This window comes from Mycolicibacterium pallens (genome assembly GCF_019456675.1).
GTDB classification, from domain to species: Bacteria; Actinomycetota; Actinomycetes; order Mycobacteriales; family Mycobacteriaceae; genus Mycobacterium; species Mycobacterium crocinum.
The window spans coordinates 3,655,265-3,678,388 of record NZ_CP080333.1 but is presented as its reverse complement, the minus strand read 5'-3'; the positions used below and the strand labels follow the sequence as shown (position 1 = coordinate 3,678,388).

At 69.4% G+C, this 23,124-nt stretch carries 22 protein-coding genes; 20 read left to right on the top strand and 2 right to left on the bottom strand.

From position 1 onward, the window contains the following. Positions 1-94 precede the first annotated feature (94 nt). Both K0O64_RS18055 and K0O64_RS18050 read right to left on the bottom strand, forming a co-directional pair. Positions 95-781 carry an LppM family (lipo)protein gene (locus K0O64_RS18055; RefSeq protein ID WP_071943584.1) on the bottom strand — a complete coding sequence of 229 codons (687 nt, stop codon included), beginning with the start codon at positions 779-781 and terminating at the stop codon, positions 95-97. A 23-nt stretch (positions 782-804) separates the two neighbouring features. Then, positions 805-1,383, bottom strand: coding sequence for a GNAT family N-acetyltransferase (locus K0O64_RS18050; protein ID WP_071943586.1), 579 nt, complete (start codon positions 1,381-1,383; stop codon positions 805-807). Between the two features lie 273 nt (positions 1,384-1,656). Here K0O64_RS18050 and K0O64_RS18045 point away from each other — a divergent pair, with 273 nt between their 5' ends. From K0O64_RS18045 to K0O64_RS17950, 20 genes are all read left to right on the top strand, one after another. Continuing rightward, complete coding sequence (locus K0O64_RS18045) at positions 1,657-2,067, top strand: SCO2097 family morphological protein (protein WP_071949746.1); 411 nt, start codon at positions 1,657-1,659, stop codon at positions 2,065-2,067. 311 nt (positions 2,068-2,378) lie between these two features. After that, positions 2,379-2,810 carry a division/cell wall cluster transcriptional repressor MraZ gene (gene mraZ, locus K0O64_RS18040; protein ID WP_071943588.1) on the top strand — a complete coding sequence of 144 codons (432 nt, stop codon included), beginning with the start codon at positions 2,379-2,381 and terminating at the stop codon, positions 2,808-2,810. Then, positions 2,785-3,945, top strand: a complete 1,161-nt coding sequence (rsmH, locus tag K0O64_RS18035) for a 16S rRNA (cytosine(1402)-N(4))-methyltransferase RsmH (protein ID WP_071943590.1) — start codon at positions 2,785-2,787, stop codon at positions 3,943-3,945. The genes mraZ and rsmH overlap by 26 nt, the downstream gene beginning before the upstream one ends. After that, on the top strand, positions 3,945-5,000 hold the full coding sequence (gene ftsL, locus K0O64_RS18030; protein WP_071943592.1) for a cell division protein FtsL: 1,056 nt from the start codon (positions 3,945-3,947) through the stop codon (positions 4,998-5,000). The genes rsmH and ftsL overlap by 1 nt, the downstream gene beginning before the upstream one ends. Then, a complete protein-coding gene (locus K0O64_RS18025) occupies positions 4,997-6,916 on the top strand; it encodes a peptidoglycan D,D-transpeptidase FtsI family protein (RefSeq protein ID WP_071943594.1) in 1,920 nt (639 codons plus the stop codon). The genes ftsL and K0O64_RS18025 overlap by 4 nt, the downstream gene beginning before the upstream one ends. A 37-nt stretch (positions 6,917-6,953) precedes the next feature. Continuing rightward, on the top strand, positions 6,954-8,492 hold the full coding sequence (locus K0O64_RS18020; protein ID WP_071943596.1) for a UDP-N-acetylmuramoyl-L-alanyl-D-glutamate--2,6-diaminopimelate ligase: 1,539 nt from the start codon (positions 6,954-6,956) through the stop codon (positions 8,490-8,492). After that, a complete protein-coding gene (locus K0O64_RS18015) occupies positions 8,489-9,970 on the top strand; it encodes a UDP-N-acetylmuramoyl-tripeptide--D-alanyl-D-alanine ligase (RefSeq protein WP_071943598.1) in 1,482 nt (493 codons plus the stop codon). Before K0O64_RS18020 ends, K0O64_RS18015 begins: the two co-directional genes overlap by 4 nt. Next, the gene (mraY, locus tag K0O64_RS18010) at positions 9,967-11,046 is read left to right on the top strand and encodes a phospho-N-acetylmuramoyl-pentapeptide-transferase (protein ID WP_071943600.1); all 1,080 of its coding nucleotides are present in this window, start codon (positions 9,967-9,969) and stop codon (positions 11,044-11,046) included. The genes K0O64_RS18015 and mraY overlap by 4 nt, the downstream gene beginning before the upstream one ends. Before the next feature lies 1 nt (position 11,047). After that, positions 11,048-12,508 carry a UDP-N-acetylmuramoyl-L-alanine--D-glutamate ligase gene (murD, locus tag K0O64_RS18005; RefSeq protein ID WP_220045644.1) on the top strand — a complete coding sequence of 487 codons (1,461 nt, stop codon included), beginning with the start codon at positions 11,048-11,050 and terminating at the stop codon, positions 12,506-12,508. Positions 12,509-12,514: 6 nt separating this feature from the next. Then, a complete protein-coding gene (gene ftsW / locus K0O64_RS18000) occupies positions 12,515-14,170 on the top strand; it encodes a putative lipid II flippase FtsW (protein WP_220045643.1) in 1,656 nt (551 codons plus the stop codon). After that, the gene (murG, locus tag K0O64_RS17995) at positions 14,146-15,267 is read left to right on the top strand and encodes an undecaprenyldiphospho-muramoylpentapeptide beta-N-acetylglucosaminyltransferase (RefSeq protein ID WP_425574765.1); all 1,122 of its coding nucleotides are present in this window, start codon (positions 14,146-14,148) and stop codon (positions 15,265-15,267) included. The genes ftsW and murG overlap by 25 nt, the downstream gene beginning before the upstream one ends. Next, on the top strand, positions 15,264-16,727 hold the full coding sequence (gene murC, locus K0O64_RS17990; RefSeq protein ID WP_071943605.1) for a UDP-N-acetylmuramate--L-alanine ligase: 1,464 nt from the start codon (positions 15,264-15,266) through the stop codon (positions 16,725-16,727). Before murG ends, murC begins: the two co-directional genes overlap by 4 nt. Next, positions 16,721-17,689 (top strand): cell division protein FtsQ/DivIB, encoded by a 969-nt coding sequence (locus K0O64_RS17985; RefSeq protein ID WP_220045642.1) that lies wholly within the window; start codon positions 16,721-16,723, stop codon positions 17,687-17,689. The genes murC and K0O64_RS17985 overlap by 7 nt, the downstream gene beginning before the upstream one ends. A gap of 165 nt (positions 17,690-17,854) precedes the next feature. After that, positions 17,855-19,024 (top strand): cell division protein FtsZ, encoded by a 1,170-nt coding sequence (gene ftsZ, locus K0O64_RS17980; protein WP_071943609.1) that lies wholly within the window; start codon positions 17,855-17,857, stop codon positions 19,022-19,024. Positions 19,025-19,054: 30 nt separating this feature from the next. Beyond that, the gene (gene pgeF / locus K0O64_RS17975) at positions 19,055-19,759 is read left to right on the top strand and encodes a peptidoglycan editing factor PgeF (protein ID WP_220045641.1); all 705 of its coding nucleotides are present in this window, start codon (positions 19,055-19,057) and stop codon (positions 19,757-19,759) included. Then, on the top strand, positions 19,756-20,502 hold the full coding sequence (locus K0O64_RS17970; protein ID WP_220045640.1) for a YggS family pyridoxal phosphate-dependent enzyme: 747 nt from the start codon (positions 19,756-19,758) through the stop codon (positions 20,500-20,502). Before pgeF ends, K0O64_RS17970 begins: the two co-directional genes overlap by 4 nt. A 64-nt stretch (positions 20,503-20,566) precedes the next feature. Continuing rightward, complete coding sequence (locus K0O64_RS17965) at positions 20,567-21,235, top strand: cell division protein SepF (RefSeq protein ID WP_071943615.1); 669 nt, start codon at positions 20,567-20,569, stop codon at positions 21,233-21,235. Between the two features lie 112 nt (positions 21,236-21,347). Continuing rightward, positions 21,348-21,638 carry a YggT family protein gene (locus K0O64_RS17960; protein ID WP_047331178.1) on the top strand — a complete coding sequence of 97 codons (291 nt, stop codon included), beginning with the start codon at positions 21,348-21,350 and terminating at the stop codon, positions 21,636-21,638. Positions 21,639-21,841: 203 nt separating this feature from the next. Further along, entirely contained in the window at positions 21,842-22,660 is an 819-nt protein-coding gene (gene wag31, locus K0O64_RS17955; RefSeq protein ID WP_220045639.1) for a DivIVA-like cell division protein Wag31, read from the top strand. A gap of 26 nt (positions 22,661-22,686) precedes the next feature. Continuing rightward, positions 22,687-23,070, top strand: coding sequence for a hypothetical protein (locus tag K0O64_RS17950; protein ID WP_220045638.1), 384 nt, complete (start codon positions 22,687-22,689; stop codon positions 23,068-23,070). The last annotated feature ends 54 nt before the right edge of the window (positions 23,071-23,124 follow it).

The following is a 23,124-nucleotide window of genomic DNA, read 5'->3' as shown; positions in this document are numbered from 1 at the left end:
ACGGCAGACGGAGCTGCTTCGACGCTCAGCGCAGCGCCCCTTTCTGTGTACGACCCGCCGGGGAGATCCGGGTGCAACCAGAGTAGAACGTCTGCTAGCTGTCGGCCTGATCGGAGCTGGCGAACCGCGGAGACCGGTCCCGGCTGACCCAGGCCAGGCTGCCGATGACACCGCAGACCACCAGCGCGCCGAGGCCCAGCCACAGCGCCGCGCCGGTGAAAGACCTGGTACTGGGGTCGGTATAGCGGGCCTGGGCGCTCATCGTCGAGACCACACCCGGCTTGAGCTTCCACTCGACGACGTCGGTGTCGAGGCGATCGCCGTTGGTCGACGTGACCTCGCCGGGAAAGGAGACCGTCAGGGAAACGTCAGCGTCGGTATCGGTGACGCTGGTCAGGTCGACGCGACCTTCGAGGATCACCAGGTTGCCGGCGCGCCGCAGCGAGATGTCCACCCCGGCGGCCTCGCGGTTGAGGTTGGCCAGCTGGGGCACCTCGGAGAAGCTCAGGTTCGAGAACACCGCCTCGGAGCCGACGAAGTCGTCCGATTTGTACTTCGACACCGAAATCTTCTGGCTGAACGGCACATTGAGGTCGAACTGCGGCCCCTGGTCGTCGGAGTCGCGAGCCTTCGCCGCGGCGATGATCTGCCCGGATACCTGGTCATCCGGCGACACCGTGATCGAGGCGTGCACCCGCACACAGCCGACCGCCAACGGCGCAACGAGGAGCAGCAACAACGCCAGGGCGCGTAAGCGCAGGCGGCGGGAACGGTCGCGCACGTGGGTATCGTGCCAGATCCGCCTCAGAGCGGGAGGCTGCGACCCAGAATGGCGAACGCCCGCGGATCGCCGGCGAAGTGGTAGCCGCGGATGACGTCGGTGAAGCCGAGCCGCCGATACAGCCGCCAGGCGCGGTTGGCCTCGCCGATGATCTCGGGGGTCGACAGCAGGACGTGCGACTCGCCGCGGCCGTCCAGCAGCCGCCGGGCCAGCGCCTCGCCCAGCCCGCGGCCCTGGGCGCTCGGATGGATGTGTAGCTCGGTCAGCTCGAAATAACTGCTGGTCAAGCGGCTGATCTCCTCGGCGGGCACGCCGATCCGGTGCAGCCCCGACACCACCTGCTGCTGCCACCACTGGTCCGGGGCCCCGCAATACCCGTAGGCGATACCGAGCAGGGGAGCGCCGTCCAGCTGCTCCGTGCTGTCGGTCTCGACGGCGGCGACGGCCTTCCAGCCGTGCCTGCGGGTGTGCTCGAGCCACATCGCCGCACGCTGACCCTCGGTGCCACGCGGGTAGCGCATAGCGTCGACATACACGCTCAAAGCGTCGTGAAGGCGCTGCGCCATGTCGGTGGGCGACAGATCGATGAGGAAAGTCGCCAACGCCTAGATGCCCTTCTCGTCTGCGGATCGGTCCTTGTAGGTGCATGGCCATTATCAGTGCAGTCGCGGCCCATGCTCGCCGGCGCCGGGTGACCAGGCCATTACGCGGTGATGGCGGGGACTGAACAACGCCTGGACACAGCTACAATCGGGTGGACCAACTAGGTGGTACGCGGCAACTTCTGCTCGTATCATTTGGTTAGTTGCCCCGTAATCGCTGGGCAGCCAAGTTCTATCGGAATCGTGACCGGCCGTGTCGGCAAGGAGGGACGAATGCCACTCTCCGATCATGAGCAGCGCATGCTCGATCAGATCGAGAGCGCTCTCTATGCCGAGGACCCCAAGTTCGCCTCCAGTGTGCGGGGCGGAACTCTGCGGGCCCCCTCCACGCGCAGACGATTGCAGGGCGCAGGCCTGTTCGTGATCGGTCTGGCGATGCTGGTTGCTGGGGTTGCGTTCAAGGCCACGATGATCGGAAGCTTCCCGATTCTGTCGGTGGTGGGTTTCGTGGTGATGTTCGGCGGTGTCGTGTTCGCCATCACCGGCCCGCGCGTTGCCGGCGGCCGGGACCGCTCGGGCCCGTCCTCGTCGGCGGGCGGCCAGCGTCAGCGCCGGCCGAAGGGCGGCGGGGGTTCGTTCACCAGCCGGATGGAGGATCGCTTCCGGCGTCGTTTCGACGAGTGACCGCCTGCGTCTCGCATACGGGGTAGCCGTTTCGGCTGCCCCGTTTTTGTTTGCCGGGGGCTTCGGCGTGGCGCGACCGATACGTGCTGCCGTCGGCCGCGGCCCTATGCCCGCCCCACAACGCCCCACCCCCGGCTGAGCTGCGCTTTTGCAGGCCACGGCGGCCCTGGCAGCGGTCCAGAACTGTTTTCGGTGGCAGAAAGTGGTGGAGCATTGCCAAAATCAAGCCAATCGGTGGAGCAAAGTGGGGGATTGTGGGGTATTGTGGCGGCTAACGGAGCGACGGCTCCGGGGGCGTAGGAGGTGCAGCCGTGTTTCTCGGCACCTACACGCCCAAGCTCGACGACAAGGGGCGGCTAACACTGCCCGCCAAGTTCCGCGACGCACTGGCAGGAGGGTTGATGGTCACCAAGAGCCAAGATCACAGCCTTGCCGTCTACCCGCGTACGGAATTCGAACAGCTGGCCCGGCGGGCTTCGCAGACCTCGCGCAGCAATCCGGAGGCGCGTGCATTCCTGCGCAACCTGGCGGCCGGCACTGACGAACAGCATCCCGACTCCCAAGGCCGGATCACGCTGTCGGCCGACCACCGGCGCTACGCCAACCTGTCCAAGGAATGCGTGGTGATCGGCGCCGTCGACTTCCTCGAGATCTGGGACGCCCAGGCCTGGCAGGACTACCAGGAGACCCACGAAGAGAACTTCTCCGCGGCCAGCGATGAAGCACTCAGCGACATCATCTGAGCTGGCCGCCCAGCCGGAGGTAGCCCGTGCATCGTGGTCTCTGCCCGAACCGACCCTGACGTACTTCCCCAACGCCAGGTTCGCGCTTTCGGACAGGGACCTCGATGCAGGGGCACACCCTGATTCACCCGGAGGTCCCGTCGTGGTTGACGAATCCGACCACGGGCACATCCCCGTCCTGCTGGACCGCTGCGTCGAGATCCTCGGCCCGGCGCTGACCCGGCCGGGCGCCGTCCTCGTCGACGCGACGCTGGGTGCCGGTGGGCATTCCGAACGCTTCCTGACCGAATTCCCCGAGTTGCGCCTCATCGGCCTCGACCGCGACCCCGGCGCGCTGGCCGGCGCCCGAGCGCGGCTGGCCCCCTTCGCGGACCGGATCACCCTGGTGCACACCCGCTACGACGGCATCGCCGACGCGCTCGTCGAAGCGGGTTGCGGGACAACCGAATCCATCGACGGCGCGCTGTTCGACCTGGGTGTCTCGTCGATGCAGCTCGATCAGGCCGAGCGCGGATTCTCCTACGCCAAAGACGCGCCGCTGGATATGCGGATGGACACCGATGCCCCGCTGACCGCCGCGCAGATCCTGAACACCTACGAGCGCGCCGAACTGACCGACATCCTGCGCCGCTTCGGTGAGGAGAAGTTCGCCCACCGCATCGCGGGTCTGATCGTCGAGCGCCGCCAGAAAGCGCCGTTCGCCACCACCGGTGAACTCGTCGAGATCGTCTACAAGGGCATCCCGGCTCCCGCGCGGCGGACCGGCGGACACCCCGCCAAGCGGACGTTCCAGGCGCTGCGGATCGCCGTCAACGCCGAGCTGGACTCGCTGACGGCTGCCCTGCCCGCGGCGCTGGCCGCGCTGCGCGTCGGCGGCCGGATCGCGGTGATGTCGTATCAGTCGCTGGAGGACAGGATCGTCAAGACGACGTTCGCCGCGGCCACCGCATCTCGGTCACCGGAGGGCCTGCCCTTCGAATTGCCCGGCTACGAGCCCGAATTCAGTGCGATCACCCGTGGTGCCGAACGTGCCGGCGCCGAGGAGATCGAACGCAATCCACGCAGTGCGCCGGTTCGGCTCCGGGCACTACAGCGCGTCATGTCGGTGAACCCGGGACGGGGAGGGAAGAACTGATGAAGGTGGGGCGCAAGCCAGCCGGTCCGGTTGATCGTAAAGAGGCCAAGCGGGACAAGAAGGAACCGATGAAGTCGGCCAAGAAGCGCGGCGCCGAGGCGCCGGCACGGGGCGCACGCGCATCGGCGCGTCGGCCGCACGAGCCGCGCAGTTCACGGCAGGGGCCGCAGACCGCGCCCGTCGCCAGACCCGCCGAACGCCCGACCCGGGCCAAGAACGTCAGTCAGGCCAAGGCGCGCGCCAAGGCGCGGAAGGCCAAGGCGCCCAAGGTCATCCGGCCGCCACTGCGCGAGCGGCTGATCGCCCGGCTGGCCACGATCGACCTGCGCCCACAGACCCTGGTGGCGAAGGTCCCGTTCGTGGTCTTGGTGATCGGAGCGCTGGGCCTGGGCCTGGGCGTCACGCTGTGGCTGTCCACCGACGCCGCGCAGCGGTCCTACCAGTTGGGCACCGCTCGTTCCACCAATGAGGCGCTGTCGCAGCAGAAGGAAGCGCTCGAGCGCGATGTGCTGGAGGCCGAGTCCGCGCCTGCGCTGGCCGAGTCCGCGCGCAATCTGGGCATGATCCCGTCCAAGGACACCGCCCATCTGGTGCAGGATCCGACGGGTAACTGGACAGTGGTGGGCAAGCCGAAACCGGCCGAAGGCGTTCCGCCGCCGCCGCTCAACAGCAAGCTGCCTGACGCGGTGCCGCCGCCACCGGCCGCACCGGCGCCGGCCCCGGTGGCCGCACCGAAGCCGGGAAGTTCGCCCGAGGTTCCGGTGCGTGTCGCGCCGACTCCACTCGGTGGCGTGCCGTTGAATGGTGCGATGCCCTTTGGCGTTCCACTGGCAGCGTTGCCAGGCACCGTTCTCGCACCCGGCGCTGTCGCTGTGCCGCCCGCCGCGGCGCAGGCCCCGCTGCCCGGCACCCTGGCGGTCCCGGCCCAGGCGCCGGCACCCGCTCCGGCTTCCGGTCTGGTGCTCGCACCGGTGCCCGCGCCGGCTGACGTCCCACCGCCGGTGGTGCCCGCACCGCCCGCGCCCGATGTTCCGCTGCCCGGAGCCGGGCAGTGAGTCGCCGCGAACCCAAGCGGCAGCGCACGAAAGCGGTCAAGGGGCAACCGGATAGCGGGCCGGGTCGCCCGGCCAAGGCGCGGCGCACCCGCGAAATCATCGAAAGCGGTTCACGCACAGCTTCATTCGTGTTCCGGCACCGCGCAGGCAATATCGTCATCTTTCTCGCGCTCGGGGTGGCCGCCACCCAGCTGTTCAACCTTCAGGTGCCGCAGGCCGCCGGCCTGCGCGCCGAGGCCGCCAGCCAGCTCAAGGTGACCGACGTCGAAAAGGCGGTCCGCGGCAGCATCGTCGACCGCAACTTCGACAAGCTGGCGTTCACCATCGAGGCCAGGGCGCTGACCTTCCAGCCGGCCAAGATCCGCAAGCAACTCGCCGAGGCGAAGGAAAAGTCGCCCGCCGCACCGGATCCCGACACGCGGCTCACCCAGATCGCCACCGAGGTGGCCGGCAAGCTGGGCAACAAGCCCGACGCGGCCACCTTGCTGAAGAAGCTGCGCAGCAACGAGACCTTCGTCTACCTCGCGCGTGCGGTCGATCCCGCGATCGCCAACGCCATCATCAAGAAGTTCCCCGAGATCGGCGCCGAACGCCAAGACCTGCGCCAGTATCCCGGTGGCGCGTTGGCGGCCAACATCGTCGGCGGCATCGACTGGGACGGCCACGGTCTGCTCGGCCTCGAGGACTCGATGGACTCGAAGCTGTCGGGCACCGACGGCTCGATTACCTATGACCGCGGTTCCGACGGTGTGGTGATCCCCGGCAGCTATCGCAACAAGCACGACGCCGTCAACGGCGCCACCGTGCAGCTGACCCTCGACGACGACATCCAGTTCTACGTTCAGCAGCAGGTCCAGATGGCCAAGGACGCCTCCGGCGCCAAGGACGTCTCGGCGGTGGTGCTGGACGCGAAAACCGGTGAAGTGCTGGCGATGTCGAACGACAACACCTTCGACCCCAGCCAGGACATCGGGCGCCAGCAGGACAAGCAGCTGGGCAATTTGCCCGTCACCTCGCCGTACGAGCCGGGATCGGTGAACAAGATCGTCACCGCCTCCTCGGTGATCGAGTACGGGCTGTCGAATCCCGACGAGGTGCTGCAGGTACCCGGCTCGATCAACATGGGCGGCGTCACCGTCGGCGACGCGTGGAGCCACGGCGTGATGCCATACACCACCACCGGCGTGTTCGGGAAGTCGTCGAACGTCGGCACCCTGATGCTCGCGCAGCGGATCGGGCCGGAGCGCTACTACGACATGCTCGGAAAGTTCGGTCTCGGGCAGCGCACCAATGTGGGTCTGCCGGGCGAGAGCTCGGGCCTGGTGCCGCCGATCGACCAGTGGTCGGGCAGCACGTTCTCCAATCTTCCCATCGGGCAGGGCCTTTCGATGACCTTGCTGCAGATGACCGGAATGTACCAGGCGATCGCCAACGACGGCCTGCGCATTCCGCCGCGGATCGTCAAGGCCACCGTCGCCGCCGACGGCACCCGCACCGAAGAGCCGCAACCCGCAGGCATCCGGGTCGTGTCGCCGGAGACCGCCCGCACGGTGCGCAACATGTTCCGCGCGATCGTCCAGCGTGACCCGATGGGCTACCAGCAGGGCACCGGCGCGCCGGCGGCCGTCGACGGCTATCAGATCGCAGGCAAGACGGGAACCGCCCAGCAGATCAACCCGGCGTGCGGCTGCTACTACAGCGACGTCTACTGGATCACCTTCGCCGGCATGGCGCCCGCCGACGACCCGCGCTACGTCATCGGCATCATGATGAACAACCCGCAACGCAATCCGGACGGTTCACCGGGGCACTCCGCCGCGCCGCTGTTCCACAACATCGCGGCCTGGCTGTTGCAGCGGCAGAACGTCCCGCTGTCGCCCGATCCCGGCGCGCCGCTGATCCTTCAGGCCACATAGCCGGGCCGCCCAGCTCGCTGGGTAGGGTGACAATCCAATGACCAACCCCCTCCGGCCCCGCACCACGCCGGCGCTGCCCCTGCCGATGCTGGCCGCTCGGGTCGGCGCGGTGCCCGTCGCCGGTGGTACGGCGCCCGACGTGCGGATCACCGGAGTCAGCCTGCGCGGCCAGGACGCGGTGGCCGGTGATCTGTTCGCCGCGCTGCCCGGCTCGTCGGCGCACGGCGCGCAGTTCACCGACGCGGCCATCGAGGGCGGCGCCGCCGCCGTGCTCACCGACGCCGAAGGTGTGGCCGTCATCCACCGCCTGCTGGGCGACTCGGCGCCCATCCCAGTACTGGTGCATCCGCAGCCGCGCGCCGTGCTCGGCCAAGTCGCCGCCGCCGTGTACGGCCACCCGTCGGACCGCGTCGTGGTTCTCGGCGTCACCGGAACCTCCGGCAAGACCACCACGACTCATCTGGTCGAGGCGGGCCTGCGCTCGGCCGACCGCGTCCCGGGCCTGATCGGCACCGTCGGCGTCCGGATCGCCGGGGAGGATGTGCCCAGCGCGCTGACCACTCCAGAAGCCCCCGCACTGCAGGCGCTGCTGGCTGTGATGGCCGAGCGCGGCGTCGACACCGCGGTCATGGAGGTCTCCAGCCACGCCCTCGAACTCGGCCGCACCGACGGCATCCGGTTCGCGGTGGGCGGGTTCACCAACCTCTCCCGCGACCATCTCGATTTTCATCCCACGATGGAGGCCTACTTCGAGGCCAAGGCCCGGCTGTTCGACCCGGCCTCCCCGGCGCATGCCGCCGTCTCGGTGATCTGTGTCGACGACGACGCGGGCCGCGCCATGGCCCGCCGCGCCGACGATGCGGTGACGGTGTCCGCCGACGGCCACCCGGCGAACTGGCGGGCCGAGGACATCGAGATGCTCGACGGCGGCGCCCAGGAATTCACCGCGGTCGACCCGGCCGGGGTGCACCACCGGCTGCGGATCCGGCTGCCCGGGCGCTACAACGTCGCCAACGCGCTGCTTGCGCTGGCAATGCTCGACGTCGTCGGGGTGTCACCCGAACAGGCCGCACCCGGGCTGCGGGACGCGTCGGTGCCCGGCCGGCTGGAACCCGTCGAACGCGGGCAGGACTTTCTCGCCGTCGTCGACTACGCGCACAAACCCGGTGCGCTGCAGGCGGTCTTGGAGACGATGAAGCCCGCGCACGGCCGGCTGGCGGTGGTCTTCGGCGCCGGCGGCGACCGCGATCCCGGCAAGCGAGAAGCCATGGGCCGCACCGCCGCCGAGCTCGCCGACCTGGTGATCGTCACCGACGACAACCCCCGCGGCGAGGACCCCGCCACGATCCGGGCCGCGATCGTGGCCGGCACTCGTGCCGGTTCGGCCGACGTGGTCGAAATCGGGGACCGGCGCGACGCGATCCGGCACGCGGTGGCCTGGGCCCGCGGCGGTGACGTGGTGGTGATCGCGGGTAAGGGCCACGAGAAGGGGCAGACCGCGGGCGGGCAGACCCGGCCCTTCGACGACCGCGCCGAGCTTGCGGCCGCCCTCGACGCGCGTGGAGCGGGCGCATGATCGCGCTGTCCGTCGCCCAGATCGCCGAGATCGTCGGCGGTGAGCTCGCCGACATCACACCCGACGAAGCCGCCGAGCGGATGGTCACCGGCACCGTCGAATTCGATTCGCGCGCAGTCGGTCCCGGCGGGCTGTTCCTGGCGCTGCCGGGCGCCCGCAGCGACGGACACGACTTCGCCGAGGCCGCCGCCGCAGCGGGTGCGGCCGCGGTGCTCGCGGCGCGACCGGTCGGGGTGCCCGCGATCGTGGTGCCACCGGCGGCCGCCGCGGACGCCGGAGCCGGGGTGCTCGAACACGACGTCGACGGTTCCGGAGCCGCCGTGCTGGCCGCGCTCGCCAAGCTTGCCAAAGCGGTCGCCGCCGAACTGGTGGCCGGGGGGCTGACGATCGTCGGGATCACCGGATCCTCGGGTAAGACCTCGACTAAGGATCTGATCGCCGCGGTGCTGCGGCCGCTGGGCGAGGTGGTCGCCCCGCCCGGTTCGTTCAACAACGAACTCGGCCATCCGTGGACCGTGCTGCGCGCGACCGAAGACACCGATTATCTGGTGCTGGAGATGTCGGCCCGCCATCTCGGCAACATCGCCGCCCTGGCCGACATCGCGCCGCCCTCGATTGCGGTGGTGCTCAATGTCGGCACCGCGCACCTCGGCGAGTTCGGTTCCCGCGAGGTGATCGCGGCCACGAAAGGTGAACTGGTAGAAGCGGTTCCGGCCTCCGGCGTGGCGATTCTGAACGCCGACGATCCGCTGGTGTCGGCGATGGCGCAGCGGACCGCCGCGCGGGTGGTGCGGGTCGGACAGTCCGAGACCGCGGACATCCGCGCGGTGGACATCGAACTCGACGAGCTGGCCCGGCCGCGCTTCACTCTGATCTCGTCATCCGGTCGCACCGAGATCCAGCTCGCCGTGCACGGCGAGCACCAGGTCGGCAACGCGCTGTCCGCGGCGGCGGTGGCGCTGGAATGCGGGGCGACGCCCGAGCAGGTGGCTGCCGCGCTGGCCGCCGCGGGTCCGGCCTCACGGCACCGGATGGAGGTGCGCACCCGCGCCGACGGGATCACCGTCGTCAACGATGCCTACAACGCCAACCCCGACTCGATGAAGGCCGGTCTGCAAGCGCTGGCGGTGATGGCGCGCTCCGGTGAGCCCCGCCGGAGCTGGGCGGTGCTCGGCGAGATGGCGGAGCTGGGGGAGGAGTCGATTACCGAGCATGATCGCGTCGGCCGACTTGCCGTGCGCTTAGATATCAGTCGACTCGTCGTCGTCGGAACCGGGAGGCCCATGAGCGCCATGCACCACGGTGCGGTCATGGAGGGATCCTGGGGTTCGGAATCCACCATGGTCGCCGACGCCGACGCCGCACTGGCGTTGTTGCGCGCCGAACTGCAGCCCGGTGACGTCGTCCTGGTGAAGGCCTCCAATTCGGCGGGCCTCGGCTCGCTGGCCGAAGCCCTGCTCGACGAGGGCGCCTCATGAGACTGATCCTCATCGCCGTCGCGATCGCGCTGGCGGTCTCGATCCTGCTGACCCCGGCGCTGATCAAGCTGTTCACCCGTCAGGGTTTCGGCCACGAGATCCGCGAGGACGGTCCGCCGAGCCACAAGACCAAGCGCGGCACACCGTCGATGGGCGGCGTCGCGATCATCGTCGGGATCTGGGCCGGCTACTTCGGCACCCACCTGGTCGGTCTCGCGCTCGACGGCGACGGCCCGTCGGCCTCCGGTCTGCTGGTGCTGGGCCTGGCCACCGCGCTCGGTGCGGTCGGCTTCGTCGACGATCTGATCAAGATCCGCCGCTCCCGCAACCTCGGCCTGAACAAGACCGCCAAGACCGTCGGGCAGATCACCGCCGCCGTGCTGTTCGGCATCCTGGTGCTGCAGTTCCGCAACTCCGACGGACTGACACCGGGCAGCCCCGAGCTGTCCTACGTGCGCGAGATCGCCACCGTCACGCTGAGCCCGCTGCTGTTCGTGCTTTTCGCCGTCGTGGTGGTCAGCGCATGGTCCAACGCGGTGAACTTCACCGACGGGCTCGACGGACTGGCCGGCGGCAGCATGGCCATGGTCAGCGCCGCCTACGTGCTGATCACGTTCTGGCAGTACCGCAACGCCTGCGCCACCGCGCCGGGACTGGGCTGCTACAACGTGCGCGACCCGCTGGATCTCGCGCTGCTGGCCGCGGCCACCGCAGGCGCGTGCATCGGCTTCCTGTGGTGGAATGCCGCACCGGCCAAGATCTTCATGGGCGACACCGGGTCGCTGGCGCTGGGCGGCATGATCGCCGGGCTGTCGGTGACCAGCCGCACCGAGGTGCTGGCGGTTGTGCTGGGCGCGCTGTTCGTCGCCGAGGTGACCTCGGTGGTGGTGCAGATCCTGGCCTTCCGGACGACCGGGCGTCGGGTGTTCCGGATGGCGCCCTTCCATCACCATTTCGAGCTGGTCGGCTGGGCGGAGACGACGGTGATCATCCGGTTCTGGCTGCTCACCGCGATCGCCTGCGGGCTGGGTGTGGCCCTGTTCTACGGCGAGTGGCTGTCGGCCATCGGGGCCTGAGATGCCCGGGCTCGAGGCGCTGACATCGGGTGCGCAGGTGCTGGTGGCCGGCGCTCGGGTCACCGGGCGCGCGGTGGTGTCCGCTCTGGCCTCCTTCGACGTGCACATCTGGGTCTGCGACGACAATGAAGAGTCGCTGAAGGCGTTGGCCGACAACGGCATTGACGCGATCACGCCCGCCGACGCGGTCCTGTCGATCAGCGACTTCGCCCTCGTCGTCACCAGCCCGGGCTTCCCGCCGACCGCACCCCTGCTGGCGGCGGCCGCCGCGGCCGGGGTGCCGATCTGGGGTGACGTCGAGCTGGCGTGGCGACTGGACGCTGCCGGGCATTACGGCCCACCGCGTCGCTGGCTGGTGGTCACCGGCACCAACGGCAAGACCACCACGACCTCGATGCTGCACGCCATGCTGGTCGCCGACGGCCGCCGCGCGGCGCTGTGCGGCAACATCGGCGACCCGGTACTCGACGTGCTAGGCGAGCCAGTCGACGTGCTGGCCGTGGAACTGTCCAGTTTCCAACTGTTCTGGGCCCCGTCGCTGCGCCCGGAGGCGGGCGTGGTGCTCAATATCGCCGAAGACCACCTCGACTGGCACGGATCGATGGACGCCTACGCCGGCGCCAAGGCCCGGGTGCTCGACGGTCGGGTCGCGGTCGTCGGGCTCGACGACCCGGTCGCGCGGAGCCTGCTGCCAAACGCCGCCGCGCCGGTGAAGGTGGGCTTCCGGCTGGGGGAGCCGGCCGCCGGAGAGCTCGGCGTCAAACACGGCATGCTCGTCGACCGGGCCTTCGCCGGCCACCTCGACCTCGCGCCGGTCGCCTCGATCCCGGTCGCCGGCCCGGTCGGAGTCCTCGACGCGCTCGGCGCGGCCGCGCTGGCCCGCGCCGTCGGCGTCGCACCCGCCTCGATCGCCGACGCGCTGGCCGGCTTCCAGGTGGGTCGCCACCGCGCCGAACGGGTTGCTGTCGTCGACGGCGTGACGTACGTCGACGACTCGAAAGCCACCAACCCGCATGCCGCGCACGCGTCGATCACCGCGTACCCGCGGGTGGTGTGGGTGGCCGGCGGCCTGCTCAAGGGCGCCTCCGTCGACGAACTGGTCATCCAGGCAGCGGATCGCCTGGCCGGCGCGGTGCTGATCGGTCAGGACCGTGCGGTGGTTGCCGAGGCGTTATCGCGACACGCGCCCGATGTCCCCGTCATCGAGGTGGTGACGCGGGAGGATGCTGTGGTGCATGAGACCAATGAGTCAGGTGTTACTCATGAGACTCGAGTGGTCGACGCCTCCGCTCCGGGCCTGGGCGCCCGGGTGATGACCGAGGTCGTTGCCGCCGCCGCCAGCCTGGCTCGCGCCGGCGATACGGTGCTGCTGGCCCCGGCCGGCGCGTCGTTCGACCAGTTCGCCGGCTACGCCGACCGGGGCGACACGTTCGCCGCCGCCGTGCGCGCCGCGGTCCGGTAGTCGCGCATGTCCTCGATCCTGTCCCGGCTGCGCCGTCGCGGCGCGGCCGACACCACCGACACCACCGTCGAGCCCGACACCGACGCGGTCGAGGCCACCGACGACACCGATGCCGAGGCCACCACCGCGCCGGTCGCCGCCGCGGAGGCGCCCGCCAAGCACCGGTTCGAGGTGCACCGCCGGTTCGGCGCCTGGCTGGGCCGGCCGATGACGTCGTTCCACCTGATCATCTCGGTGGCCGCGCTGTTGGTCACCCTCGGTCTGACGATGGTGCTGTCCGCGTCGGGCGTGCACTCCTACGACGAGGACGGCTCACCCTGGGCGATCTTCGGCCGCCAGGTGATGTGGACCGTGCTCGGCCTGTTCGCCTGCTGGGTCGCGCTGCGGGTGCCGGTGAACTTCTTGCGCCGCACCGCCTTCGCCTCGTTCGCGATCACGATCGTGATGCTCGTGCTGGTGCTGATCCCGGGCATCGGCCACGAATCCAATGGCTCCCGTGGCTGGTTCGTCGTCGCCGGCCTGTCGATGCAGCCCTCGGAACTCACCAAGATCGCGTTCGCGATCTGGGGCGCGCACCTGCTGGCAACTCGCCGCCTGGAACGCGCCTCGCTGCGTGAACTGCTGATCCCGCTGATCCCGGCGGCAGTGGTCGCACTGGTGCTGATCGTCGCGCAGCCCGACCTCGGCCAGACCGTGTCGCTGGGCATCATCCTGCTGGCGCTGCTCTGGTACGCCGGCCTGCCGCTCAAGGTGTTCGTCAGCTCACTCGGGGCGGCCGTCGCCGCCGCGGCCGTGCTGGCGGTCTCCGAGGGCTACCGGTCCGATCGGGTGCGGTCCTGGCTGGACCCCGGCGCCGACGCGCAAGGTTCGGGATACCAGGCCCGGCAGGCCAAGTTCGCGCTGGCCAACGGCGGTGTCTTCGGAGACGGGCTCGGTCAGGGCACCGCGAAGTGGAACTACCTGCCCAACGCCCACAACGACTTCATCTTCGCGATCATCGGCGAGGAACTCGGCTTCGTCGGCGCGTTCGGACTGCTGGCGCTGTTCGGGTTGTTCGCCTACACCGGCATGCGGATCGCCCGGCGCTCTGCCGATCCGTTCCTGCGGCTGCTGACCGCGTCGGCGACCATGTGGGTGGTCGGCCAGGTCTTCATCAACACCGGTTACGTCATCGGCCTGCTGCCGGTCACCGGTATTCAGCTGCCGCTCATCTCTGCGGGCGGGACATCAACGGCGACAACGCTTTTCATGATCGGGCTGATGGCCAACGCGGCCCGTCACGAACCCGACGCGGTGGCCGCGCTGCGCGCAGGCAGCGACGACCGGATGAACCGGATTTTGCGCTTGCCGCTGCCCGAGCCCTACGCACCCTCGCGGACCGAGGCGCTGCGCGACCGGCTGCGCACCAAGCCGGCGGCCCCGAAGTCCGCCAAGCCGGCGAAGGCCGCGCGGCCGGAGAAAAAGCCGGCCAAGAAGTCGGCCCGCAAACCCCAACCCACCCGAGACCGTGCCGCAGTTCCTGCAAAAACCCGGACGGCCCAGCGACCCACCCGGCGCTCAGGGCATCATGGTGACGCTCCGCGTAACAGCGCGCAGCATCCGAATCCGGGAAGCAGCCGCGCACGGCGGTCGCGCACATTGGAAGGTCAGCGTTACGGGTGAGTGTCTCGGTGTCGGTCGTTCTTGCTGGTGGAGGCACCGCGGGGCATGTTGAACCGGCAATGGCGGTGGCTGACGCCCTGAGGACCCTGGATGCCGACGTCCGGATCACCGCGCTGGGGACCCCGCGCGGGCTGGAGACCCGGCTGGTGCCCGACCGGGGTTACGACCTCGAACTCATCACTCCCGTGCCGTTGCCGCGCAAACTCAACGGCGACCTGGTGCGCCTGCCGCTGCGGGTCCGTCGGGCGGTGCGGGAAACCCGCGCGGTGCTCGACGACGTCGCGGCCGACGTGGTGATCGGTTTCGGCGGCTACGTGAGCGTTCCCGCCTACCTGGCGGCACGTCACCGCGTCCCGGTCGTCGTGCACGAGGCCAACGCGCGCGCCGGTATCGCGAACAAGCTCGGCGCCCGCAGCGCGCGCAAGGTGCTGGCCGCGGTGCCGGACTCCGGGCTGCGGCATGCCGAGGTGGTGGGTATGCCGGTGCGCGCGTCGATCACCTCGCTGGATCGCCTCGCGCTGCGCGCGCAGGCCCGCGAGCATTTCGGCTTCGCCGAGGATGCGACCGTGCTGCTGGTGTTCGGCGGTTCGCAGGGTGCGGCGTCGATCAACCGTGCGGTGTCGGCCGCCGCGGGCGAGTTAGCCGCCGCCGGGATCTCGGTATTGCACGCTCACGGCCCGAAGAACACCCTCGACCTGCGCAGCCCGCAGCCCGGCGATCCGCCCTACGTCGCGGTGCCCTATCTGGACCGGATGGACCTGGCCTACGCCGCGGCCGATCTGGCGATCTGCCGGTCCGGTGCGATGACGGTGGCCGAGGTGTCCGCGGTCGGCCTGCCCGCGGTGTACGTGCCGCTGCCGATCGGCAACGGCGAGCAGCGGCTCAACGCGCTGCCGGTGGTCGACCCCGGCGGTGGTCTGCTGGTCGAGGACGCCCAGCTGACCCCGGAGTTCGTCGCCAATGAGGTGACCGGCCTGCTGACCGATCCGTCGCGGCTGCAAGCGATGACGCTGGCTGCCGCGCGCGTCGGGCACCGCGACGCCGCGCAGCGGGTGGCCGAGGTGGCCCTCGACATCGCCCGCAAGGGCCGCCGATGAGCGCGCCGAAGGGACCCCGGGAGCTGCCGCCCGAACTGCAGCGGGTGCACATGGTCGGCATCGGCGGCGCGGGGATGTCCGGCATCGCGCGGATCCTGTTGGACCGCGGCGGCCTGGTGTCGGGATCCGACGCTAAGGAGTCACGTGGTGTGGTCGCGCTGCGCGCGCGTGGCGCGGTGATCAGCATCGGGCACGATGCGGCGAATCTCGATCTGCTGCCGGGCGGTCCGACGGCGGTGATCACCACGCATGCGGCGATCCCGAAGACTAACCCGGAGCTGGTGGAGGCGCGCACGCGGGCGATCCCGGTGATCCTGCGTCCGGTGGTGCTGGCCAAGTTGATGGACGGCTCCCGCACGTTGATGGTGACCGGCACGCACGGCAAGACCACCACGACGTCGATGTTGATCGTCGCGCTGCAGCATGCCGGGCTGGACCCGTCGTTCGCCGTCGGTGGCGACCTCGGCGAGGCAGGAACCAACGCGCACAACGGAAGTGGTGACTGCTTCGTCGCCGAGGCCGACGAGAGTGACGGCTCGCTGCTCGAGTACACCCCCGACGTCGCGGTGGTCACCAACATCGAGGCCGACCATCTCGACTTCTTCGGCAGTGCCGAGGCCTACAGCGCGGTGTTCGACGCGTTCGTCGAGCGGCTGGCGCCGGGCGGTGCGCTGGTGGTGTGCGTCGACGACCCGGGTGCGGCCGCGCTCGCCGAACGCAGTGCGGCACTTGGGGTTCGGGTGCTGCGTTACGGCGAGGGCCCGCAGGACGGACTGGCCGGTGCGCTGGTCGGCTGGGAGCAGCACGGCACCGGTGCGGTGGCTCATATCCAGCTGGCCGGCGAGGCGCACCAGCGAGTGATGCGGCTGGCCGTCCCGGGCCGGCACATGGCACTCAACGCGCTGGCGGCGCTGCTGGCCGCGGTCGAGGCGGGCGCCCCGACCGACGAGGTGCTCGATGGCCTGGCCGGCTTCGAAGGCGTACGGCGGCGGTTCGAGCTGGTCGGCACCGCGGCCGGGGTGCGCGTCTTCGACGACTATGCCCATCACCCGACCGAGGTCAGGGCCGCGCTGACGGCACTGCGCACGTTGGCCCGCGAGGGTGAGAACACCTATGCCGGGGCCGGTCGGGCGATCGTCGTTTTCCAGCCGCACTTGTATTCGCGCACAAAGACTTTCGCGAACGAATTCGGGGACGCCCTCAGTGGCGCCGACGAGGTCTTCGTTCTCGACGTCTACGCCGCGCGTGAGCAACCCATCGCCGGGATCAGCGGAGCGACGGTGGCCCAGCACGTCAGCGTCCCGGTGCATTACGTCCCCGATTTCTCGGCGGTGGCCGCGCAGGTCGCGGCGGCGGCCCGTCCGGGTGATGTCGTGGTGACCATGGGCGCCGGGGATGTGACGATGCTGGGCCAGGAGATCCTGACGGCATTGCAGACCAAGGCAAATCGGTCATGGTGACCGAGGATGGGGCCGACGGGCCGCCGGAGGCGCCCGCCGAGGATGCCCCCATCCTGCCCAAACCGACGACTGGCAGCGAAAGTGCGAGTGACGACGCGCACAGTGCCGATGCAGCCGAGCCCGATGGCGAGGAAGAAAACCAAGTAGTAGAAGGCCCCCGCATGCGGGAACGCCGCGAGCGGGCTGAGCGCCGCGCCGCGCAGGCCCGTGCGACCGCCATCGAACAAGCCCGCCGCGAGGCCAAGCGCCGGGTTCAGGGCCAGGCGGTCGAGGCCCCGAAGGCCTTGGGTAAGAGGACTGTTCGGGGCCTGAGGCTGTTCGTCTGGCTGATCGTGCTGACGATCATCAGCGTGGGTCTAGGGCTGATCCTCTATTTCACGCCGGTCATGTCGGCGCGCAACCTGGTGATCACCGGGATCGGGGCGGTGACCCGCGAGGAGGTCGTCGACGCCGCGAAGGTCACGCTCGGTACGCCGCTGCTGCAGATCAACACCGACCAGGTGGCCGATCGGGTGGCCGGCATCCGGCGAGTGGCCAGCGCGCGGGTGCAGCGCGAATATCCGTCGACGTTGCGGATCACGATCGTCGAGCGCATCCCGATCGTGGTGAAGGACTATCCCGACGGCCCGCATCTGTTCGACAAGGACGGCGTGGATTTCGCGACGGCTCCGCCGCCGCCCGGGCTGCCGTACATCGACGTCGACAAGCCCGGCCCGAGCGACCCGCCGACCCGGGCGGCGCTGGAGGTGATGACGGCGTTGCGTCCGGAGGTCGTGTCTCAGGTGAGCCGGGTGGCCGCGCCGTCGGTGGCGTCGGTGACGTTGACGCTGACCGACGGCCGCACGGTGGTGTGGGGGACAACGGACCGCACCGACGAGAAGGCGGAGAAGCTCGCGGCGCTGCTGACCCAGCCGGGCAAGGTTTACGACGTCTCGAGCCCGGATCTGCCGACGGTCAAGTAAAAATTCGCCCGCGACACCCCGGCGCGCCTCCCACATCCAGCTCCCACCGGCCATACCGTTCTGGTTGCACGGCGCTACTTGACATAACTCTAAATCTCTGGTTGAGGTTTAGGGTTTGCCGGAAGAGCCGCAGGACCCGATCCCCACCTGGGAGGAAGACAGACGATGACCCCCCCGCATAACTACCTCGCCGTTATCAAGGTCGTTGGCATCGGCGGCGGCGGCGTCAACGCCGTCAACCGCATGATCGAGCAGGGACTCAAGGGCGTGGAGTTCATCGCGATCAACACCGACGCCCAGGCGTTGTTGATGAGCGACGCCGACGTCAAGCTCGACGTCGGCCGTGACTCCACTCGTGGTCTGGGCGCAGGCGCCGACCCCGAGGTCGGCCGCAAGGCCGCCGAGGACGCCAAGGACGAAATCGAGGAGCTGCTGCGCGGCGCCGACATGGTCTTCGTCACCGCAGGTGAAGGCGGCGGCACGGGCACCGGCGGCGCTCCCGTCGTGGCCAACATCGCCCGCAAGCTGGGCGCGCTGACCGTCGGTGTGGTGACGCGGCCGTTCTCCTTCGAGGGCAAGCGCCGCTCCAACCAGGCCGAGAACGGTATTCAGGCGCTGCGCGAGAGCTGCGACACCCTGATCGTCATCCCCAACGACCGCCTGCTGCAGATGGGCGACGCCCAGGTCTCGTTGATGGACGCCTTCCGCAGCGCCGACGAGGTGCTGCTCAACGGCGTGCAGGGCATCACCGACCTGATCACCACCCCGGGTCTGATCAACGTCGACTTCGCCGACGTCAAGGGCGTCATGAGCGGGGCGGGCACCGCCCTGATGGGCATCGGCTCGGCCCGCGGTGACGGCCGCGCGCTCAAGGCCGCCGAGATCGCGATCAACTCGCCGCTGCTGGAAGCCTCGATGGAAGGCGCGCAGGGCGTGCTGCTGTCGGTGGCCGGCGGCAGCGACCTCGGCCTGTTCGAGATCAACGAGGCCGCTTCGCTGGTGCAGGACGCCGCGCATCAGGACGCCAACATCATCTTCGGCACGGTCATCGACGACTCGCTCGGTGACGAGGTGCGCGTGACGGTGATCGCCGCCGGTTTCGACTCCGCCGGACCGAGCCGCAAGCCGGTCGTCGGGGGAGCCGCGGGTGCGACCACCGGCGCCCAGCCGATCGCACCGGGCGCGGCCGGCAAGCTCAGCTCGTCGCTGTTCGACCCGATCGATGCCGCGAGCGTGCCGGTGCACACCAACGGCGCGACGGTCAGCATCGGCGGTGGCGACGACGGCGGGATTTCCGACGACGACGTCGACGTGCCGCCGTTCATGCGGCACTGACGTCCTCCGCTCTGCCGCAATACTGGTTTTGTGACAGTCATCCGCCGCGTGACCACCACCCGCGCCGGTGGCGTCTCGGCGCCGCCGTTCGACACCTTCAACCTCGGTGACCATGTCGGCGACGACCCGAAAGCCGTTGCGGCCAACCGGAAACGGCTGGCCGCCGCGATCGGACTGGCCGAGGACCACGTGGTGTGGATGAACCAGACCCACAGCGATCATGTCGCCGTCGTCGACGGGCCCCGCGCCGACGCCGTCGACGACACCGACGCGCTGGTGACCACCGAGCGCGGGCTGGCACTGGCCGTGGTCACCGCCGACTGTGTGCCCGTGCTGATGTCCGACGCCCGTGCCGGGGTCGTCGCCGCCGTCCACGCCGGGCGGGTCGGCGCCGCCGACGGTGTGGTGCTGCGGACCTTGGAGACGATGCTGGCCAACGGCGCGCACACACACGACATCACGGTGCTGCTTGGCCCGGCCGTCAGCGGCGCCAACTATGAAGTGCCCGCCCAGATGGCCGCCGATGTCGAAGCGCGGCTGCCGGGCAGCCGGACCCGGACCGCGAAAGGCACACCGGGACTGGACCTGCGGGCCGGAATCGCCAGGCAGCTGATCGATGCGGGCGTCAACGCGATCGATGCCGACCCGCGCTGCACGGTGGCCGACACGAAATTGTTCAGTCACCGGCGCGATGCTCCGACCGGCCGGCTCGCCTGTTTGGTGTGGATGGAATGACCAGCGCGACCGACCGGGAAGCCGAACTCGCGACCGCACTGGCCGCGCTGACCGACCGGCTCGCGGCGGCGGCGCGCGCCGCGGGCCGCGACGTCGCCGAGATCGAGCTGCTGCCGATCACCAAGTTCTTTCCGGCCACCGACGTCGCGATCCTGTGGCGGCTGGGCTGCCGGGTGTTCGGCGAATCCCGCGAGCAGGAAGCGTCGGCCAAGATCGCCGAGTTCATCGATCTCACCGGAGCCGGCGACGTCCGCTGGCACATGGTCGGCCAGATTCAGCGCAACAAGGCCAAAGCCATTGCGGCATGGGCGGATACGGTCCACTCACTGAGCACCGCCAAGGTAGCCGCCGCTCTGGATCGCGGCGTCGCACTCGCGATCGAGAACGGCACGAGGACCGCACCGATCACGGTGTTCGTCCAGATCAGCCTCGACGGCGACACCTCGCGCGGCGGTGTGGACATCGGCGATCCCGAGGCCGTGGACGAGCTGTGTGCCCAGGTGGACGAGGCCGGTGGGCTGCGGCTGGCCGGTTTGATGGCCGTGCCGCCGCTGGGCGCCGACCCCGACACGGCGTTCGCGGCGTTGGCCGAGGAACACCGCCGGGTATTGCGCAATCACCCTCAGGCGACAGCGTTGTCGGCGGGGATGTCCGGCGACCTGGAAGCAGCGGTGCGACACGGTTCGACGTGTGTGCGTGTCGGAACCGCGCTTATGGGACAACGTCCTCTAACGTCTCCCTGAGTAGTCACTCCAGTCACATCTTCATCACAGACACCGAACTTCACGCTTTCAGAAGGGTCCAGCGATGAGCACTCTCCACAAGGTCAAGGCCTACTTCGGTATGGCTCCGATGGACGACTATGACGACGAGTACTACGACGATGACGACCGCGGCGCTCACCGCGGCTACGCCCGCCGTGAGCGCTTCGCCGACGACGAGTACGAGCGCCCGGGGCGCTACGACGACCGCGAGCCGCGGATGGGTCGCGAGTACGACGACCCGCGCGACGCCGACTACGCGCCGACGGGCGGCTTCCGCGCCCAGTACGGCGACGAGCCGCGGTTCCGTCCGCGCGAGTTCGACCACGCCGATATGGGCCGCCCGTCTCGCTTCGGCTCACTGCGCGGCTCGACCCGCGGCGCACTGGCGATGGACCCCCGCCGGATGGCCGAACTGTTCGAGGCCGGCAGCCCGATGTCAAAGATCACCACGCTGCGCCCCAAGGACTACAGCGAGGCCCGCACCATCGGTGAGCGCTTCCGCGACGGTCAGCCGGTGATCATGGACCTGGTCTCGATGGACAACGCCGACGCGAAGCGGCTCGTCGACTTCGCCGCCGGCCTGGCCTTCGCCCTGCGCGGGTCCTTCGACAAGGTGGCAACCAAGGTGTTCCTGCTGTCGCCGGCCGACGTCGACGTCAGCGCCGAGGAGCGCCGGCGGATCGCCGAAGCGGGTTTCTACAGCTACCAGTGAGCAGGTCGGCGTGGGACGTCACCAGACTTAGGTAGGCTGACGGCGTCGCGCTGGCCTCAAACCAGCGATGTCGGCAATGTCACATCCGCTGTTGATTAAGGACCGGCTCTAGTTGTCGCTGTTCTTCGAAATCCTGGGCTTCGCGCTGTTTGTGTTCTGGCTGCTGCTGATCGCCCGGGTCGTCGTCGAGTTCATCCGCTCGTTCAGCCGGGACTGGCACCCGCGGGGCGTCACCGTCGTGATCCTCGAATTGATCATGACGATCACCGACCCACCGGTGAAGCTATTACGTCGACTTATCCCGCAGCTGACGATCGGCGCGGTCCGCTTCGACCTGTCGATCATGGTGCTGCTGCTGGTGGCGTTCATCGGAATGCAGCTGGCATTCGGCGCTGCCGCCTGAGGGCGGGAAACTACCTCATTGAGACGAGAATCGCGATTAGCCACGCCGAGCGGGTGGTATCGAAAGATTGAAATTAGCTCTTAATTATCGGAGCGACGGTTCTGGTGTGACAGGATGGACGCCAGTTACAGTACGGAACGAACGCGCTGGCCGCGTTCTACACTTTGCAGACGGTTAACCGCCCAGACCCGAGGGGGCAGATGATGCCGCTTACACCGGCCGACGTGCACAATGTGGCATTCAGCAAGCCGCCCATCGGCAAGCGAGGCTACAACGAGGACGAGGTCGACGCCTTCCTCGACCTGGTGGAGAACGAGCTGACCCGGCTCATCGAGGAGAACTCGGATCTGCGTCAGCGGGTCTCCGAACTCGACCAGGAGCTTTCCGCCGCCCGCTCCGGTGGCGCGGTCCCGCAGCCCACGCAGGCGATCCCGCTCTATCAGCCCGAGCCGGAGCCCGAGCCCACGCCGGCGCCCGCGCCGCAGGCCGCCCCGCAGCCCGCGCCGAGCCCGGCCGCCAGCGAGGAGCAGGCCATCAAGGCGGCTCGCGTGCTGGCCCTGGCCCAGGACACCGCGGACCGGTTGACCGGCACCGCCAAGGCCGAGGCCGACAAGCTGCTCTCGGACGCGCGGACCAACGCCGACCAGATCCTCTCGGAGGCCCGCCACACCGCGGAGACCACGGTCGCCGACGCCAAGCAGCGCGCCGACGCCCTGCTCAGCGACGCGCAGAACCGCTCGGAGACCCAGCTGCGGCAGGCGCAGGAGAAGGCCGACGCCCTGCAGGCCGACGCCGAGCGCAAGCACACCGAGATCATGGGCACCATCAACCAGCAGCGCACCGTTCTCGAGGGACGGCTCGAGCAGCTGCGGACGTTCGAGCGCGAATACCGCACCCGGCTCAAGACCTACCTGGAGTCGCAGCTCGAGGAGCTCGGCCAGCGCGGATCTGCCGCACCGGTCGACTCGGGTGCCGCCAGCGATGGTGGTGGGTTCAACCAGTTCAACCGGGGCAATAACTGACCTTTGCGCCCGCTGGAGGTTGACCGATGCTGATCGTTGCGCTGGTTCTGGCGGTGATCGGCCTCGCGGCCCTGGTCACCGCCGTCGTCACCAGCAATGAGTTGGTCGCGTGGGTGTGCATCGCGGCCAGCGTCATCGGGGTGATCCTGCTGATCGTCGACGCGATCCGGGAGCGCCAGCACCGTCGCCTCGACGAGGCGGAGGCGGCGACGCCGGCAGCGGCCGAGGAGCCCGTGGAGTCGTCGGCGACCGCCGAAACCACCGCGTACTCCGAAACCGACGAATCCGTCGATGCCACATACTCGACGTTCGACGCCGACTACCCCGAGGACGACACCCCGGCCGCCGAGGAGACGTCGGCCGAGACGGTCGACGAGCCCGTCGAGGAGCCGGAAACACCGAAGCAATAGCCGGAAGAGCAGAAGTCCGGCGAGTCCGGCGCACGCTGACCTTTTCGTGACCGC

Bases quoted from the DNA above. Each gene is read 5' to 3' on its own strand.
- K0O64_RS18045 (WP_071949746.1), top strand. From the start codon at position 1,657: ATGCCACTCTCCGATCATGAGCAGCGCATGCTCGATCAGATCGAGAGC.
- rsmH (WP_071943590.1), top strand. From the start codon at position 2,785: ATGAAGCACTCAGCGACATCATCTGAGCTGGCCGCCCAGCCGGAGGTA.
- ftsL (WP_071943592.1), top strand. From the start codon at position 3,945: ATGAAGGTGGGGCGCAAGCCAGCCGGTCCGGTTGATCGTAAAGAGGCC.
- K0O64_RS18020 (WP_071943596.1), top strand. From the start codon at position 6,954: ATGACCAACCCCCTCCGGCCCCGCACCACGCCGGCGCTGCCCCTGCCG.
- K0O64_RS18015 (WP_071943598.1), top strand. From the start codon at position 8,489: ATGATCGCGCTGTCCGTCGCCCAGATCGCCGAGATCGTCGGCGGTGAG.
- mraY (WP_071943600.1), top strand. From the start codon at position 9,967: ATGAGACTGATCCTCATCGCCGTCGCGATCGCGCTGGCGGTCTCGATC.
- murD (WP_220045644.1), top strand. From the start codon at position 11,048: ATGCCCGGGCTCGAGGCGCTGACATCGGGTGCGCAGGTGCTGGTGGCC.
- ftsW (WP_220045643.1), top strand. From the start codon at position 12,515: ATGTCCTCGATCCTGTCCCGGCTGCGCCGTCGCGGCGCGGCCGACACC.
- murC (WP_071943605.1), top strand. From the start codon at position 15,264: ATGAGCGCGCCGAAGGGACCCCGGGAGCTGCCGCCCGAACTGCAGCGG.
- K0O64_RS17985 (WP_220045642.1), top strand. From the start codon at position 16,721: ATGGTGACCGAGGATGGGGCCGACGGGCCGCCGGAGGCGCCCGCCGAG.
- ftsZ (WP_071943609.1), top strand. From the start codon at position 17,855: ATGACCCCCCCGCATAACTACCTCGCCGTTATCAAGGTCGTTGGCATC.
- K0O64_RS17970 (WP_220045640.1), top strand. From the start codon at position 19,756: ATGACCAGCGCGACCGACCGGGAAGCCGAACTCGCGACCGCACTGGCC.
- K0O64_RS17965 (WP_071943615.1), top strand. From the start codon at position 20,567: ATGAGCACTCTCCACAAGGTCAAGGCCTACTTCGGTATGGCTCCGATG.
- wag31 (WP_220045639.1), top strand. From the start codon at position 21,842: ATGCCGCTTACACCGGCCGACGTGCACAATGTGGCATTCAGCAAGCCG.
- K0O64_RS17950 (WP_220045638.1), top strand. From the start codon at position 22,687: ATGCTGATCGTTGCGCTGGTTCTGGCGGTGATCGGCCTCGCGGCCCTG.